At 35.7% G+C, this 17128-nt stretch carries 15 protein-coding genes, 2 riboswitches and 1 other annotated feature; of the genes, 8 read left to right on the top strand and 7 right to left on the bottom strand.

Features of this window, described 5'->3' with window-relative positions; translation table 11 throughout:
- Positions 1-311: 311 nt before the first annotated feature.
- A riboswitch (SAM riboswitch) is annotated at positions 312-416 on the top strand.
- Positions 417-510: 94 nt separating this feature from the next.
- From BLS22_RS10085 to BLS22_RS10075, 3 genes are all read left to right on the top strand, one after another.
- A complete protein-coding gene (locus BLS22_RS10085; RefSeq protein WP_090553746.1) occupies positions 511-1803 on the top strand; it encodes an O-acetylhomoserine aminocarboxypropyltransferase/cysteine synthase family protein in 1293 nt (430 codons plus the stop codon).
- Between the two features lie 30 nt (positions 1804-1833).
- Positions 1834-2763 carry a homoserine O-acetyltransferase MetA gene (gene metA / locus BLS22_RS10080; protein ID WP_090553630.1) on the top strand — a complete coding sequence of 310 codons (930 nt, stop codon included), beginning with the start codon at positions 1834-1836 and terminating at the stop codon, positions 2761-2763.
- Positions 2764-2952: 189 nt separating this feature from the next.
- Positions 2953-3185, top strand: a binding site (T-box leader).
- Positions 3186-3249: 64 nt separating this feature from the next.
- Positions 3250-3450, top strand: coding sequence for a hypothetical protein (locus tag BLS22_RS10075; RefSeq protein ID WP_090553629.1), 201 nt, complete (start codon positions 3250-3252; stop codon positions 3448-3450).
- Between the two features lie 278 nt (positions 3451-3728).
- Here the strand turns inward: BLS22_RS10075 and BLS22_RS10070 are convergent, their stop codons facing one another.
- Both BLS22_RS10070 and BLS22_RS15135 read right to left on the bottom strand, forming a co-directional pair.
- Positions 3729-4790 carry a sensor histidine kinase gene (locus tag BLS22_RS10070; RefSeq protein WP_143011276.1) on the bottom strand — a complete coding sequence of 354 codons (1062 nt, stop codon included), beginning with the start codon at positions 4788-4790 and terminating at the stop codon, positions 3729-3731.
- A 33-nt stretch (positions 4791-4823) separates the two neighbouring features.
- Positions 4824-4988: a hypothetical protein gene (locus BLS22_RS15135; RefSeq protein ID WP_176762134.1), complete on the bottom strand. Its 165-nt coding sequence runs from the start codon at positions 4986-4988 to the stop codon at positions 4824-4826.
- A 275-nt stretch (positions 4989-5263) separates the two neighbouring features.
- On the opposite strand from BLS22_RS15135, the gene BLS22_RS10065 reads away from it, so the two are divergent.
- On the top strand, positions 5264-5917 hold the full coding sequence (locus tag BLS22_RS10065; protein ID WP_176762133.1) for an accessory gene regulator B family protein: 654 nt from the start codon (positions 5264-5266) through the stop codon (positions 5915-5917).
- Positions 5871-6005, top strand: a complete 135-nt coding sequence (locus BLS22_RS15520) for a hypothetical protein (RefSeq protein WP_280139573.1) — start codon at positions 5871-5873, stop codon at positions 6003-6005. Before BLS22_RS10065 ends, BLS22_RS15520 begins: the two co-directional genes overlap by 47 nt.
- A gap of 45 nt (positions 6006-6050) precedes the next feature.
- Here the strand turns inward: BLS22_RS15520 and BLS22_RS10060 are convergent, their stop codons facing one another.
- The 4 genes from BLS22_RS10060 to BLS22_RS10045 form a co-directional block, all read right to left on the bottom strand.
- Positions 6051-7370, bottom strand: coding sequence for a GHKL domain-containing protein (locus tag BLS22_RS10060; protein WP_176762132.1), 1320 nt, complete (start codon positions 7368-7370; stop codon positions 6051-6053).
- A complete protein-coding gene (locus BLS22_RS10055) occupies positions 7370-8140 on the bottom strand; it encodes a LytR/AlgR family response regulator transcription factor (protein WP_176762131.1) in 771 nt (256 codons plus the stop codon). The genes BLS22_RS10060 and BLS22_RS10055 overlap by 1 nt, the downstream gene beginning before the upstream one ends.
- Before the next feature lie 192 nt (positions 8141-8332).
- The gene (locus tag BLS22_RS10050; protein WP_330386507.1) at positions 8333-9016 is read right to left on the bottom strand and encodes a HesA/MoeB/ThiF family protein; all 684 of its coding nucleotides are present in this window, start codon (positions 9014-9016) and stop codon (positions 8333-8335) included.
- A gap of 191 nt (positions 9017-9207) precedes the next feature.
- The gene (locus tag BLS22_RS10045; RefSeq protein WP_090553624.1) at positions 9208-10866 is read right to left on the bottom strand and encodes a glutamine--tRNA ligase/YqeY domain fusion protein; all 1659 of its coding nucleotides are present in this window, start codon (positions 10864-10866) and stop codon (positions 9208-9210) included.
- Between the two features lie 227 nt (positions 10867-11093).
- On the opposite strand from BLS22_RS10045, the gene BLS22_RS10040 reads away from it, so the two are divergent.
- The 3 genes from BLS22_RS10040 (at position 11094) to BLS22_RS10030 (ending at position 14670) form a co-directional block, all read left to right on the top strand.
- On the top strand, positions 11094-12605 hold the full coding sequence (locus BLS22_RS10040; RefSeq protein ID WP_090553623.1) for an FAD-dependent oxidoreductase: 1512 nt from the start codon (positions 11094-11096) through the stop codon (positions 12603-12605).
- A 165-nt stretch (positions 12606-12770) separates the two neighbouring features.
- A riboswitch (glycine riboswitch) is annotated at positions 12771-12860 on the top strand.
- A gap of 160 nt (positions 12861-13020) precedes the next feature.
- Complete coding sequence (locus BLS22_RS10035; RefSeq protein ID WP_090553622.1) at positions 13021-13290, top strand: ACT domain-containing protein; 270 nt, start codon at positions 13021-13023, stop codon at positions 13288-13290.
- Positions 13291-13305: 15 nt separating this feature from the next.
- Positions 13306-14670: a PFL family protein gene (locus tag BLS22_RS10030; RefSeq protein WP_456298988.1), complete on the top strand. Its 1365-nt coding sequence runs from the start codon at positions 13306-13308 to the stop codon at positions 14668-14670.
- Between the two features lie 45 nt (positions 14671-14715).
- Here the strand turns inward: BLS22_RS10030 and BLS22_RS10025 are convergent, their stop codons facing one another.
- A complete protein-coding gene (locus BLS22_RS10025) occupies positions 14716-16989 on the bottom strand; it encodes an ATP-dependent Clp protease ATP-binding subunit (protein WP_090553620.1) in 2274 nt (757 codons plus the stop codon).
- Between the last annotated feature and the right edge of the window lie 139 nt (positions 16990-17128).

The raw sequence follows: 17128 nt of genomic DNA, 5'->3' as shown, positions 1-17128 counted from the left end.
TATACAGATTATTATATCTATGTATTTATTCATTTCTATTTAATTATTATAACATATTTTTTATAATTTTATAAATATACAGTTTATTCTATAGGCTCTATAATTTTATTAATGTACTTCTGAGGATTTTAGAAGGATTCTATAAATGACCTGCTCCAACATTTTTCAATATTATTAACTACCATAAAATCAACAACAGAATTTAACAGATGAAAAATTTAAAATAGATTTAATTATTTTTATTTTTTAAAAAAACCTTGACATAACCTTTACTGGGTGATAAATTATATAACATAAAACTTCATACTTAACTCTTATAAAGAGTGGCGGAGGGACTGGCCCTATGAAGCCCGGCAACCAGCATACTATGTGCATGGTGCTAAATCCTGTAGGTATATTTACCTAAGAGATGAGAGGATAACTAATCCATATATGCTTATAAGCTTCTCCATTCTCTTGGAGGAGCTTTTTTGTATTTCAATACTACTATTAAAAAGGAGCGATATTAAAATGTCACAAAAAAATTTGAGATTTGACACACTTCAGGTCCATGCAGGACAGAAACCAGACCCTACTACAGGTTCAAGAGCAGTTCCCATTTACCAAACCTGTGCCTATGTATTTAATAGTGCAGAGCATGCAGCTAATCTATTTGGTCTTAAGGAAGCTGGCAACATCTATACAAGAATTGGCAATCCTACAACAGCGGTGTTCGAAGAACGAATCGCTGCCCTAGAGGGAGGTGTAGGAGCTTTGGCAGTATCTTCTGGTCAAGCAGCTATTACCTACGCTATCCAAAACCTTGCTGAGGTTGGGGATGAAATTATTTCTGCCAGCACCTTGTATGGAGGTACCTATAATCTATTTGCTTCTACCCTACCAAGAATGGGCATCAAAACAGTATTTGTAGATTCTGATGACCCACAAAACTTTGCAGCAGCTATTAATGAAAAAACGAAAGCTATTTATGTAGAAGTAATAGGTAATCCTAGCATTAATTTAATTGATATCGAAGCAGTAGCAAAGATTGCCCATGAAAACGGATTGCCTCTTATTGTAGACAATACCTTTGGGACCCCTTATTTAATTCGTCCTATCGAGTTTGGTGCAGATATTGTTGTCCACTCTGCAACAAAGTTCATTGGGGGTCATGGAAGCTCCATTGGTGGGGTAATTGTAGATGGTGGAACCTTTGATTGGACTGGAAGCCACAGATTTTCATCCTTTACAAAACCCGACCCCTCCTATAACAACGTAAGCTATACAGAAACCTTTGGCCCTCTTGCTTATATTGTCAAAGCTAGAGTGCAGCTTCTAAGAGATACAGGTGCTACCCTAAGCCCCTTCAATGCCTTTTTATTTATTCAGGGACTTGAAACTCTATCCCTGAGGGTACAACGCCACGTAGAAAACACAAAGAAAATTGTAGATTTTTTAGTTAATCATCCCCTTGTTGACTGGGTGAATTATCCTAGTCTAGAAGATAATAAATATTATGACTTAGCACAAAAATACTTACCTAAGGGGGCTGGCTCCATTTTTACTTTTGGTATTAAGGGGGGCCTAGAGGCAGGAAGAACATTTATCGACAGTCTAGAGTTATTTTCTCTATTGGCCAATGTAGCAGATACAAAATCCCTTGTGATTCATCCTGCCAGTACAACCCATGCTCAGCTAACAGAGGAAGAACAAAGGGCTGCTGGTGTTACCCCTGACATGATTCGTATTTCTGTGGGAATAGAAGATGCAGCAGATTTGATTGACGACTTGGATACAGCTCTTGAGAAATCAAAGCGTCAGTAAAAATAGATTCAAAAGGAGGAATTTCATTAAATGCCAGTAAAAATACCCGATAATCTTCCCGCTACCGAAGTTTTAAACAAGGAAAATATTTTTGTCATGACAGAAAGCCGTGCATTGAGTCAGGATATCCGGGCTTTAAAAATTGGTATTCTAAACTTAATGCCTACAAAAATTACTACTGAGGTTCAAATCTTAAGACAATTGGGGAATTCTCCTCTACAGGTGGATATTGTCCTCCTGCATCCTAAAAATCATAGTTCAAAGAATACCCCGGAAAAGCATTTGACCACCTTTTATAAAACCTTTGATGAGGTAAAGGATGAGAAGTTTGATGGCTTTATCATTACTGGAGCCCCTATAGAGCATTTGGATTTCCATGAAGTCACCTATTGGGAAGAGCTAAAAGAAATTATGGATTGGACATTGACTAATGTCACCTCCACCCTTCATATTTGTTGGGGGGCTCAGGCAGGACTATATCATCATTATGGAATTTTAAAATATCCCTTACAAAATAAAATGTTTGGTGTCTTTCCCCATACCATTAACAAAAAAAACATAAAGCTTTTAAGGGGCTTTGATGATTATTTTTATGCCCCCCATTCTAGACATACAGAAGTAAGAAGGGAGGATTTAGAAAGGGTTCCACAGCTTGAAATCTTATCGGAATCTGTGGAAAGTGGCGTTTATATTGTGGCCTCTAAAGACAATAGACAGATTTTCGTAACTGGCCACTCTGAGTATGATCCCTTAACGTTAAAATCTGAATATGATCGAGATGTAACTGCCGGTAAGGAAATAGAGCCCCCTAAAAACTATTTTCCTAATAACGATCCATCTAAGCCCCCTATGGTGGTGTGGAGAAGTCATGGTGCCCTTCTATTTACCAATTGGCTAAACTATTATGTCTACCAGGAAACACCTTATGACATTAATCAAGTATCCGGATCACTACGATAAAATACTCCTTTATTCAGAAGAAATTTTAGCCGTATGTAAAAGGATAAAGATAACTCTTGTATTGTTAAAATTAAATAAATTAAATAAATAGTTAAATTTTTTTGATAATTCCGTTGACAGTGCATATAAATATTGTTATAATACTTATTAATAAATAATTTAATTTTATATTAAATATTTTAAATACTAGTTAATGTGAAGAGGGAGAAGGGTATTTTAAGGGAATAGTTCTAGAGAGTTGGCCTTGGCTGGAAGCCAATACTATAGATAAAATACAAATCACTCCTGAACAGCATCTATGAACCAAGTAGTAATAGATGCCGATTGGCCTCGATAAGGGCTGAGGTTTGTTAGAACCATAAGAAGAGGCATTTTTTTAGATGCAATTAAGGTGGTACCACGGGTAATATCTCGTCCTTGAAAAGTATTTTTCATGGGCGAGTTTTTTATTAAAAAAGACAACTTATTTTATAGGGAGGTGAAAAAATGTTGGGTAAAAAGTTAGAATTTTCAAATAATAATGATGATTCATTAGGGTCCTCAATAAATCCTGAGAAACAATTAACCCTTGTAAAAAGTGAGCAGGAAAAAAATTATGCCTCACTTATAGAGTATTACTTAGTTAACAGTGGTTGTAACTTGAATTTTTGGGGAGCAGGTCCTATGGATGAAGACTTTATATTCTAAAGCATCGATTTGTTGCTAATTACTATGCTTGGTAAATAAATTTATGAGGTTTATTAAAATGTTATTAAATACCTGTTGGACTATACTGTATCCTTAAATAGATTGGAGAATCCTAAGGATGCAGTTTTATTTTGTCTTTATTGACCTACCCCTTTTTTTATTATACCACTTTATAATAGCAAACACTAAAATAGAGAAGTTTTTATCTTCTCTATAGCTGAGTAGGATATTTTATCCTTTGCTGTATTGCTAAAGCTCCACCTAAGTTAAGTGTTATTTTATATGTCAGTAGGTATTTCTATCATAAAAGTAGTTCCCTCATTTTGTTTGCTTATAAAGCTTATACTTCCTTTATGAAGCTCCACAAGCTCCTTTACGATGGCTAGACCTAATCCTGTTCCAGAAATTTTTTCAGCATTAGATGCTCTATAAAAACGTTTAAATAGGTTTTTTTGTTCTTCTACAGGTATACCAATGCCCTTATCAATAATTTTAAAGAGCATCCTATTTTGGATAAAATCCAGCTGTACCTTTATATCCTTTTTTTCTTTAGAATATTTTATTGCATTGGTAATAAGGTTCATTAATATGGTTGTAATAATGAATTCATCTACTTTAACAACAAAAGCTTCCTTTGGAGTAACAAGGTTAATCTCTACATATTCCTTCATGTTTTCTCTAAGGAGTTCAATTGTAGATTTTGTAAGATTCACTACATCAATTTTTTTAGGGGTAAATTTTATCTTGTGGGCTTCCATCTTTTCCACCAGTAAAATATCTCTTAATAATTTATTGATTTGCTCAGTAGCCCTCTTTATTCTTTGGGTATGCTTAAGGTTTTTAGAAGAATTCCAATCTTTATTATAGGCTTCTAATAGCTGTATAGTTGATAGGATAATATTTAAGGGTGTTCTTAATTCGTGGGAAACCATAGATAAAAGATTGCCTTTTGTATTTTTTCCCTTGTCCTTATTCTTCTTTGCTGTAATATCTATAATAGTCTCCATAACCAATGTTTTTTTAGGTAGTTTAATTCCTGCTATCCTGTGTTCATTCCATCTTCCATTATGGCTTTCAACTTCAATAGTATTGCTGTAAAGACAGCCTTTATTATAGCAGCAGCTTTGATGATAACCCAGTCCCTCCCAACAGCAATTTCCCTCTAAGTTAGGATTCTGTCTTTTGGCATAATCATTAGCAAAAACAATTTTATGGTTATCAGGATCTATAATAATAACAAATTCTTCTAAAGCATTTAGAAAGGATATTGTAGATACGTCTTCCATTCCGTTAATGGCAGCTTCCTTGTTGTAATGTAATAATTCTTTTGTTAACTCCAACCTTACTCCTCCTTCCCCTACCACCTTAACCCCTTACTCCAAATCCGGTAGTATAACATTGGCAATTCTATTGGAATAATGTTGTATGTTTCTTATTGTTTTTTTATTATGTAGGAGACTTTTTTCTTCTCCTTGCTCTGTTAATTGTTTTTTTTGTTGCTGTTCCTCTATTTCTTTTTCCGAAGCTTTGTCCCCCATTCAAAAGTCCTCCTTTTATCTTTCCTTTTTATTAAAGATATCCATATCTTTGATTATATAGCATGATCTATAGGACTTTATTGTTCCTTCGATAATCAGTACTGTTCTTCGATAAATTGTTTTTTAAATAGTACATCGATGAATACACATTTTTATCTATTAATACTTTTATAAAAACTTATTTTCTTTTATGCTGTTCTTATGGATTACAAATAATATCGATTTTAGTACTATATAGTCGGTTTTTCTACAAATTTATCAAAGGATTGATGAAAATGGCTTTTCCAGAAAAAATGGCCCAGCATTTAACCTACTCCTTTATAGGGGAGTGCCTGCCCCAAAAAAGTCAAAAGGATTTAGAAAGAATCGAATACGGCCTTGCTATATTTTTTATAGCCCTGCCTAAATTTGTTGCACTTTTAAGTGCAGCTATATTCTTTCACTTTCGTATAGATAAGTTTTTAGTCTACTTTGCCGTTGCATTGCTGAGCTACGGTCTTGTCCGAGCCTATGCTTGGGGCATTCATCTGAAGGATGACTTCAGCTGTTTTATCGGAAGCTTTATTTTGTTATTTGGTATAACCTTCATGAGTATCTTTTATGTTTTTCCTTGGTATTTGATCTTAGTTCTTTGGGGAGTTAGCTGTGGGCTTTTATATTGCTTTGCTCCAGCAGCTACAGCAGCTCGTCCCTTAAGGAGTGCTGTCCTTAGAAAAAAACTGAGGAAAAAACTGTTGGCTGTGATACTGTTATTATTTATCATGGCTTTAATGAATATGGGAAATCCTTATGGAAAATTAATTACCTTAGGGGTCTTTTGGGAGAGTATCTTTACTACTCCCTGGATGTATAAATTATTTAAATTAAAAGGAGGAGAAACTAATGAAAAAGAGCAAGTTGTTTGCTACACTAGCCACCATGTTAAGTAGCTTTGCCTTTATGTTTACAGTTTATTCAGGTTGTGTGATGTGGGTGTTAAGAGAGCCAAAAATGCCAGAATCTATGCTGGAAGAGTAGAAAACCGTTAGCAAAAAAGGTGCCTTTAACTAAGGGCATCCTTTTTTATGCCAGTTCTCCCATTGTGTGAGGTATATGCTGTTCCACAATTAGCTCTTGAGTAAACACATCCTCATCTATAATGGTATTGTGGACAATAAAGGGATATTTTTTTACCTTTTCTCCAACTAATTTTAAGCCATGTCCACTGTCAAAGCGTTGTGTGGCTTCTGTCCCCATGATATTAAAGGTGTTTTTGATAATAAAGTCAATATAATCTCCTCTATTATCGATTATAATCCATATCATAGGTATATCCGCCTCTTTAGCATGACGGACAGCATTGTCTAAAAAATTTCCCAACATAAAGCTTAAATCTATTTGGAAGTCACAATCCTGGCCCATCTTTAATTCTTCTCCTGTAATGTTGATATGAACATGGATACCTTCCGCTTCCGCTTCATTGATTTTTTCAATAAACAGCCCTAGTAAAATATAGCTTTTAATTTTTCTAAGGACAGATAGGGAGTCGTTTGTTAGGTGTTTGGTCTTCTTTATCACTGATTCATAATATTCCGTTAGTCCCTCCCAACTTCTTTCCTCCCCATAAATAAAACCAGAAAAGCCCGTCAAGTAATTTTGCCATCCATGCTTTAGCTCCCGATAGCCATTCAATAAATTTTCTATAACCCTAAGATACTCCTGCTGATTTTTATATAGTTTTTTTTGATATAAAAAGTCATTTTCTAAAAAAGTATAATTAAGAGAAATCGTGATATAAGCAACAATCAAAATAATGTGTAAAATAGAAATAAATATTTCCATTTCATGTACATGATAAAGAAATGTGTATAGATTTATAAATAGCATAGAAAATACAGTTAAAATGTAAAAAGCGATGTTTTTACTTTTAACTTGCATTGATTTACCATAACGTTTGTATAAAATGATATATTTCAATATATAGAGTAATAATGCGATTATACTAAAGGATATTAAATTAGCTGTGAAAAATAATCCTGTATCATTTTGAATTTCTATCGTTGTTACATTTAATATAAATAGCATTGTAAAAATCGAAAGAACATTACCTAATAAGGTTAAAATGGCATAAATAAATAGCATAAACATTGTTTTTAAAAATTCTATTTTCAGTGTTATGATTGTAATAGCTCCAAAAATTAATAATCCTAATGCCGTTTTAAAATAATAAAAATATTGCATTTCACTGTGTAGAGTAACTAGTGCTATCCCTGATATAAATATAGAAAGATATAGTGGTAAAAATTTGTTGCTGGGTACTTTTATAAAGATTCTTAAAACATTAATATATATTAAAGCCTCCATTGCAATAACTATAATACTTCTAAAATTATCAACATTCATCATAAATAACTCCCCATAATCTTTCTTTCTATTTCTTCCTGTACCCGTTTGTTTCTTGACATAAATAATTTCTTGCCACCCTTCAGTAGGATTTCTCCTTCCTTTTTATCAATAACTTCTATATGACGGGGATTTACAATTATAGATTTGTAGCATTGAAGAAAAGTATCGGGGCTAAGCCTATTTAAGTTTAAGAGCATATCATTTAATCTGCTTCTATGGATGATTTTTTCTCCTTGAAGAGTATGGACTGTAAGATATCCCTCCTTATGATAGGTTTCAACGTGGGTAATTGTCTCTAGTTTTTTATAGTGGCTACGACCATAGGCCTCCAGCTTTATGAAAACCTCCTTTTCTCCATAGGCTTGGCCATTATATAGCTCATTCACCTTCTTTAATAGCCTTTTTATGTGCCAATCAAAGGTTTGTCTATCTAAAGGCTTTGTGAGATAGGCAAAGGGCTCAATATTTCTATTGAGACTTTCTACTGCCCATTCCGCATAGGCAGTTATAAAAACAATTTTTGTATGGGGGTTAATACTTTTTATCTTTTCCGCTAAGGCTACACCGTTGATACTTTTATTTATATTGATATCTAACAGACAGATTTTGATTCCTTCCTCCTTTTGGATTGCAGCAAGAACTTCCTCTGGTTCAGATGTAGCCAATAGTAGTTGAACCTCTTTGTTATTCGTATAAATCCCTAACCAATCACAAATAGTTTTTCTTGTTTTGGGATTGTCTTCACAGACAATAAAGTCAATCTTCATAGCTTTATCCCTCATTTCTTTAACCTGTTGTTCCTACTCTCATTGTAAAGTCTATTTATTCTTCATCGTATTAACATAAAGTGCTACATAAGATAGCTCGAACTACAATTCACAGGGAGTAAAAATTCCTTATAGATAACCAAACTAAGTGTCATTTTATATGTACTGTTTAGTATGATTTTCAAAACATTATTATCCTAATTCTGCTATATAATAATCTGGTTCCATAGTATTAATAAACAATATTTTATGTCGAATAAGTTCTCCCCTATTAATAAGAACCTTCAAAACCTCACTTACTTGAATAGAAGCTACTAAAGCTGGTGTAAAGGAAGGGTTCCCCAACTCCTTTTCCACACCATTAATATCCTTTTGAGCATAAATTTTGTCTAAAGTTCTATCTCCAGGAAATATTGTTGTTATTTGACCATACCATCCAGCAATTGCCCCATGTACTAAGGGTATTCCCAACCTTTCAGCAGATGCTTGTAGAACAAACCTTGTTTCTACATTATCTAAGGCATCCACAATAACATCATGACCCCTTAATATCTCTTCACTATTTTCTTCTGTCAGTCTATAGGACAGTGCTTCAACATTAATTTGAGAATTGACTAGCTTCATTCTTTCTTTAGCAGCATTTGCCTTGCTTGTCCCTAGATTTTCTTCATTAGATAGAATTTGACGATTCAAGTTCGTTACTTCAAAAACATCTCCATCTACAGCTGTAATATGGCCTATCCCCAGTCTCCCCAACAGCTCAATAATATAGCCTCCAAGGCCACCACACCCAATAACGCATACCCTATACTCCTTTAGTCTCTCATTTTCTTCCCTTGATAACATTTTCATGTTTCTGTTATACCTTTCCATCATCAATAAATCCCCCCTATAACCTTTTCATTATATTTATTATACTTTTCTGTCTAATTCACCTGCTAATTAGATAAAAAAATAGTCGCTAATTTAGGCACTATTTTATTTGAAAACTCCCTATTAATTTCCTTGTAAAAAGGGGGAAATGTAGAAATCCCCTCTTCCTAAGAAAGGGGGGATTTTCATTATTTTTAAATTTTAAAGGAGCTCTTTAGGGATACAATTCTATTGAACACCAGCTTATCCTCTGTGGTGTATTTAGGATCTACATTAAAATATCCATGTCTAAAGAATTGAAATTTATCTTGGCGTTTAGCAGTCTTCATATTGGCCTCCACAAATCCTTCTAATACTTCTAAGGAATTGGGATTAATTTGATCTAAGAAGGTTTTGTTTTCATCTTCAGTGTTATTATCATCTAAAATCAAAGGCTCATATAATCGAAACTCGGCTGGGATGGCATTTTTTGCGTCTACCCAATGGAGGGTTCCCTTTACCTTTCTACCTGTAAAACCTGTTCCACTTTTGGTTTCAGGATCATAGGTACAGTGCAGCTCTATAATTTTCCCGTTTTCATCTTTAATCACTTCATTGCACTTAATAAAGTAGGCGTGCTTTAGACGAACTTCATTCCCTGGGAATAATCTAAAATATTTTTTTGGAGGATTTTCCATAAAATCCTCTTCTTCTATATAAATTTCTTTAGAGAAGGGAATTTGTCGAGTTCCCATCGATGGATCATCAGGGTTGTTTTCTCCCTCCAGCATTTCTACTTGATCCTCTGGATAGTTGGTGATAACTACTTTTAATGGTTTCAAAATCGCCATAGTTCTAGGTGACTTAGCATTTAAGTCCTCACGAATGAAGTGCTCCAGCATTTGAGCATCTACAACACTGTGGTTTTTTGCAACACCAATCTCTCTGCAAAAATTTCTAATCGCCTCTGGGGTACACCCTCTTCTTCTTAAACCTGCAATAGTAGGCATTCTAGGATCGTCCCAACCGTCTGTAACATTTTCATCCACCAGTTGCTTTAGCTTTCTCTTGCTCATGACGGTATTGGTTACATTTAATCTTGCAAATTCAATTTGTTGAGGTTGACTTTCCATTTCACATTCTTGAATAACCCAATCATACAAGGGGCGATGATCTTCAAATTCTAGAGTGCAGATGGAATGTGTGATACCTTCAATAGCATCCTCCAGGGGATGGGCATAGTCATACATTGGGTAGATACACCATTTGTCTCCTGTATTGTGATGGCTCTCATGTAGAATCCGATAAATCACAGGGTCCCGCATATTTAAGTTGGGAGAAGCCATATCAATTTTAGCCCTCAGTACCTTTTCTCCATCCTTAAATTCCCCACGGCCCATAGCTTCAAACAAAGCTAAATTCTCTTCCACAGTTCTATTGCGATAGGGACTTTCTTTTCCTGGCTTTGTTAAGGTTCCTCTATAGTGACGAATTTCTTCGGGGGATAAGTCACAAACATAGGCCTTTCCTTTTCTAATTAATAAAACTGCTCGATTATACATTTCTTCAAAATAATCTGAGGCAAAATATAAATTATCCCACTGAAAACCTAACCACTGTACATCCTCTTTAATGGATTCAACATATTCTGTGTCTTCTTTCGTTGGGTTTGTATCATCAAATCGAAGGTTGGTTTTTCCGTTAAATTCATCCGCCAGTTCAAAATTCAATACAATGGATTTAGCATGTCCAATATGTAGATACCCGTTGGGCTCTGGCGGAAAACGGGTAATAATTTCTTTATGCTTTCCTGATTCTAAATCTTGTATAACAATATTTTTAATAAAATTTGAAGTGCTAGGCTTGTTTTCCATTTTGTTCCCCTTCCTTATAGTCTTGTTATCTATTATCCCTTTATTGAAATAAATATATCATAAAACTCATTTTTTTTCTATGCTCCCTAGGTAAAATCCCTCAAACGAGCCTAGATATTTGGCTAAGCTTCATTTGTTTAAAAAACATTTCCAATCTTAGTATATTTCCTTTTAAACCCTGTAAAATATGATTATATCATATTTTAAAAGATTAGGAGGATGTAAAAATGGACATTCAACATATAAACCCTCAATCCTATTGGCTTTCCTCTAGGGAAAAACCAAGCTACTCCCCATTGCAGGAGGATATCACAGTAGACGTTGCCATTGTCGGTGGGGGAATGGTAGGAATTACTACTGGATTTTTTTTAAAACAAGAGGGCTTGAAGATAGCTATATTAGAAGCAGACGGTATTCTACAGGGAACTACGGGACATACCACTGCTAAAATCACCTCTCAGCACAGTTTAATTTATGACAAGATAAAAAGACAGTTGGGTCAGGAAAAAGCTCAACAATATGCTTCTGCCAATGAAGCTGCTATACAAATCATGGGGGAATTAATCCAAGACAAAAATATTGATTGTGACTTTAGTTGGCAATCAGCCTATATCTATACGCAATCCCATGATTATGTACAACAAATTATTGATGAGACAAAAACTGCAGCCTCCTTAGGAATAAAGGCAGAATATGTAGAAGAAATACCCCTGCCTTTTCCAGTCAAGGCTGCTGTCCGATTTGATGGTCAAGCTCAATTTCACCCCCGTAAGTATCTACTTGCTCTGGCAAAGGAGATTCCTGGAGATGGCTGTCATATCTTTGAAAATACAAAGGTCTTGGATATTCAACAGGATAATTGTCCTATTGTGATTACAGCAGGAGGTAGAAAAGTAACCGCCTCTAAAGTCATTGTGGCATCCCATTATCCATTTTATGATAAGCCTGGTTTATATTTTTCTAGGGTTTATCCTAATAGATCCTATGTTCTAGGGGTAAAAATGAAAGAGAAGTTTCCTGGGGGAATGTATATTAACGCTGAACAGCCCACCCGCTCCCTTCGGGCCCAAAGGTTGGAGGATAGTGAACTAATTTTAGTAGGAGGAGAACATCACAAAACAGGACATGGTAAAAGCACTCTAGAACATTATAGAAATTTAGCAAAGTTTGCCCATGAAACCTTTCCAGTGGAGGATATACTTTATCGCTGGTCTGCCCAGGATGGTTATACGATGGATGGTATCCCCTATATCGGTCAGTTATCCTCATCTACACCTAATATTTATGTAGCTACTGGTTTTGGTAAATGGGGAATGACTACTAGTACTGTAGCCGCTATAATCTTCAGAGATCTCATTTTAAAGAAGGATAATCCATGGAACTCCCTTTATAATCCTTCTCGGTTCACGCCAACAGCCTCTGTCCCCAGCTTTGTAAAGGAAAATGCTGATGTTGCTATGAATTTTATTGGTGGCAAAATCTTTACCCCTTCCTTCGAGGGGAAATTGAAAAACAATGAAGGTAAAGTGATAGAAGTAGAAGGACACCGGGTAGGTGCCTATCGTGATGAAAAGGGTCAGCTACACCTAGTAGATACCACCTGTACCCATCTAGGCTGTGAGGTTAATTGGAATGATGCTGAAAAAACTTGGGACTGTCCTTGTCATGGTTCTAGATTTTCCATTGAAGGTGATATTGTGGAAGGACCTGCCTTAAAGCCTTTAAAAAAACTTCATTGATTTTACTATAATTTATTTTATATTCTTTTAATTCTTTTGAAAATTTTTAAAATTTTTTATTGATTTCTGATAAGTATTCATGTTAAAATGATGATTATTCATAAAACACAATTCCATAAAAATCGAATGAAGATAGTGGAATACATTCTATTGTAAACCGTTATTGGACGAGCCTCTGGAGAGACTCAAAGGAGCACCGAAGGGGAAAGCCTGGTTTCAGGTGAAACTCTCAGGTAAAAGGACAGGGGATTTCTCATATAGTTATAATTCTATTGTTATTAAGGATTTTTTATTAATACGATAGTTTTTTCCTACTTGAAAAATCTTGATTTCCAGAGACTAAGTTTATTATTTAGTCTCTTTTCTTTTTTTGAATGTCTCCAGCTATATTATTCTTACAAGGGAGAGATGGACAATGAAAGCATTTATTAGTGTAATAGGTGATGACAAAATTGGCATTATTCATGGTGTGACTACGATATTGAAAAAGAATAGGGTAAATGTTTTAGACATTAATCAAACCCTACTACAGGATTATTTTGCTATGGTGATGCTTGTAGATCTTAAGGAGCTAACGACAGACTTTAAACAGCTAAAGGAAGAGCTTGTCATGGCTGGTAAAGAAATAGGGGTTTCCATAAAAATTCAACATGAAGATCTATTTAATACGATGCACAGTATCTAATAACGTTAGGAGATGATGACAATGATCAACTTTCAAAATATCATGGAAACCATAAGCATGATTGAAAAAGAAAAACTAGATATAAGAACCATTACTATGGGAATTTCGCTTTTAGACTGCTGTGATTCCTCTGGAAAAAATGCTAGAAAAAAGATTTATGATAAAATCACAAGATTAGCCGAAAATTTGGTAAAGGTTGGGGAAGAAATTGAAACAGAATATGGTATTCCCATTATCAACAAAAGAATTTCTGTCACCCCCATAGCCCTTATAGCCCAAGCCAGTGAAGATAAAAGCTATGTAGAATTTGCTAAAACCTTAGATAAAGCTGCATCCACTGTAGGCATTAACTTTATTGGGGGATTCTCTGCTTTGGTTCAGAAGGGTTATTCTAAAGGTGACAAAATCCTCATAAGCTCTATCCCAGAAGCCTTAGCTACAACTGAAAAAGTCTGCTCTTCCATTAATGTTGCTTGTACAAAATCTGGGATCAACATGGATGCTGTTAGGGATATGGGTAGGATTATTAAGGAAACTGCTTATCTTACAAGGGAACGGGATAGTATAGGCTGTGCTAAGTTAGTGGTCTTTGCCAATGCAGTTGAGGATAACCCCTTTATGGCAGGAGCCTTCCATGGGGTAGGAGAAGCTGAATCCATTATTAATGTCGGTATTAGTGGTCCTGGTGTAGTAAAATGTGCTCTTGAAAATATTAAAGGAGAAAGCTTTGATGTAATGGCAGAAACCATTAAAAAAACAGCCTTTAAAATAACACGAGCTGGTCAGCTGGTGGCTCATGAGGCCTCTTCTAGACTTGGGGTGCCTTTTGGTATCGTGGATTTATCCCTCGCTCCCACCCCTGCTATAGGGGATAGTGTAGCAAGGATTTTGGAGGAAATGGGTTTAGAAAGCTGTGGTTGCCATGGTACAACTGCTGCCTTGGCCCTATTGAATGACGCAGTAAAGAAAGGTGGTATTATGGCCTCTTCCCATGTAGGAGGGTTAAGTGGAGCCTTTATTCCCGTAAGTGAAGACGAGGGAATGATTGAAGCAGTGGAAAAGGGTTCATTAAGCTTAGATAAATTAGAGGCTATGACCTGTGTTTGCTCTGTAGGATTGGATATGGTGGCTATACCCGGGGATACTCCTGAGTCTACCATATCCGCCATCATTGCAGATGAAGCAGCTATTGGTGTCATCAACAATAAAACAACTGGCGTTAGGATTATACCTGTTTACGGAAAATCCTTAGGAGATTCAGCTGAATTTGGGGGACTACTGGGAATGGCCCCTCTTATGGCGGTTAGTAAATTTTCAAGTGCTGATTTTATCAGCCGTGGAGGAAGAATTCCTGCCCCTGTCCATAGCTTCAAAAACTAAATGAAAAGCAGCCATAGTAAGGTGTTTTCCTATGGCTGCCTACTTTTACCCTGTTATATCCAATACAACATGATCCTTCTTTAACTGTACTTTAATATGATTTCCTTCCCTCAATTCACCTCTAAGATAGGCTTCTGCGATTTCATCTTCAATATGTCTTTGAATCGTTCTTCTCAATGGCCTTGCTCCATACCTTTCATCATACCCCTTCTCCAAAATAAAGGCCTTAACCTCTTGGTCTACCTCCAGGGTCATATCCTTTTCTTCAACCTCTTCTATAACCTCCTGTAGCATTAGATCTATAATCTCCCAACGTTCTTCCCTAGTGAGGTTAGTAAACACAATGGTCTCATCTATCCTATTTAAAAACTCAGGACGAAAAGCTTCCTTTAAAGCTTCTTTCACCCGTTCCTCCATAGCATCATAGTTATTCCTGCCAAATCCCATACCGCTAGACTTCAACTGGGTTCCTATGTTGGAGGTCATAACAATTACAGCATTTTCAAAGTAAACGGTTCTTCCCTCACTGTCTGTAAGTCTTCCGTCCTCTAGAATTTGAAGTAATAGGTTAAAAACATCTGGATGGGCCTTCTCCATTTCATCCATTAGGATAACAGAATAGGGCTTCCGTCTTATTTTTTCTGTCAGCTGTCCCCCTTGATCATAGCCTATATATCCAGGAGGTGCTCCGATCAGTTTTGATGTCGTATGCTTTTCCATATATTCTGACATATCTAAACGAATCAAAGCTTCTTCACTTCCAAAAAGCTCATTGGCTAAAGCCTTAACTAATTCAGTTTTTCCAACTCCTGTGGGACCTACAAAGATAAAAGAAGATGGCTTTCGTTTTTTCTTAAAACCTGAACGATTTCGTCGTATGGCCTTAGCCAGAGCCTTGACAGCTTCATTTTGACCAATGATCCTTTTGTGTAAACGGTCCTCTAGATGTAAAAGCTTATGGGCTTCTTTTTCTGTTATCCTTTGGACAGGAATTTTTGTCCAAGATTCTATAACAAAGGCAACGTCTTCTATGGTAATGGTAGCATCATTGCATACCTCTTCAATTTTTTTAATTTTATCCAGTAACAGACATTCCTCCACTTTATATTGTGCAGCCTTTTCATAGTCATCTCCTAAGGCAGCTTCTTGTCGTTTCTGCTGGATATTTTCTAGTTCTTCCTTTAATGCCTCTAGCTCCACCAGTCCTTGGTTTTTTAAGTTGGCTCTAGAGCCTGCTTCATCTATAACATCGATTGCTTTATCTGGTAAATATCTATCGGTAATATATTTTTCTGATAGCTTTACGGCTGCTTCTATTGTTTCTTGAGGGATTTTTACCCTATGGTACTCCTCATAATAGTTTTTAATGCCCTTTACTATTTCTATAGTTTCTTCCACTGTAGGCTCTTCCACCAGTACTGGTTGAAATCGTCTTTCTAAAGCAGCATCTTTTTCAATATGCTTTCTATATTCTTCAAGGGTGGTGGCACCAATAATTTGAATTTCTCCCTTAGCTAAGGCAGGCTTTAATATATTGGCAGCATTCATTACTCCACCATGAACCTCCCCTGCCCCCATGATATTATGGACCTCATCAATCACCAAAATTACATTGCCACAATCTTGAGCTTCCTTAATAATAGCCTTCATACGTCCTTCAAATTGTCCTCTAAACTGGGTGCCTGCTACAATGGCTGTTAAGTCCAGTAGATATACCTCTGTATTAAATAGCTTGGCAGGAACTTGTCTTTCAACAATTCTTACAGCTAGGCCCTCTGCTATAGCAGTTTTTCCTACACCTGGTTCTCCTATCAGTATAGGGTTGTTTTTATTACGACGATTTAAAATCTGAACAGTTCGATCAATTTCCCGATGCCTACCAATGATTCTATCTACTTCTTTATTATTAGCCTTTTCAGTTAGATTGGTTCCATACATCTCTAAATTTTTTTTCTTGCCTTTGGATTTCTTTTGGCTTTTATTTTTTTCTTTTTCTTCCTTCGTATTGCTGGGGTACTCCTCCTGATCTTGATGGTGACTTGTTTGGTTGTTCCCTTTAAATAAACTTAATAAAGGATGGGTATTACTATCATTCTCTCCCTCTATACTATCTCCTTCTAGTGTAGTATCCATTTCTTCAGACAAGCTTTCCAGTTCTTCTTCTGTCATCCCCGTCTGCTCCATCAATTGTTGAATAACAGGTAAACCCATCTTTTTGGCACAGGTCATACACATCCCCTTCATTTCTGATTTGCCATTTTCAATTTTAGTGGCAAAAACAACTGCTATGTTTTTATTACAAACAGAACATTTCTTCATATTCCTCATCTCCATACCTTGATGTAATATTTCAATCAACCTCTAAATTTTCCACACAAATATTCATATTATTCATTATACCATTATTTCTTTTCCAACAAAATTCAAAGAAGGAGAAATTATTATCTTCTTATGCTAT

This window comes from Natronincola ferrireducens, assembly GCF_900100845.1.
In the GTDB taxonomy this organism is placed as follows: domain Bacteria; phylum Bacillota; class Clostridia; order Peptostreptococcales; family Natronincolaceae; genus Natronincola_B; species Natronincola_B ferrireducens.
The sequence above is the reverse complement of the archived record's forward strand: the minus strand, read 5'-3'. Positions and strand labels throughout refer to the sequence as shown.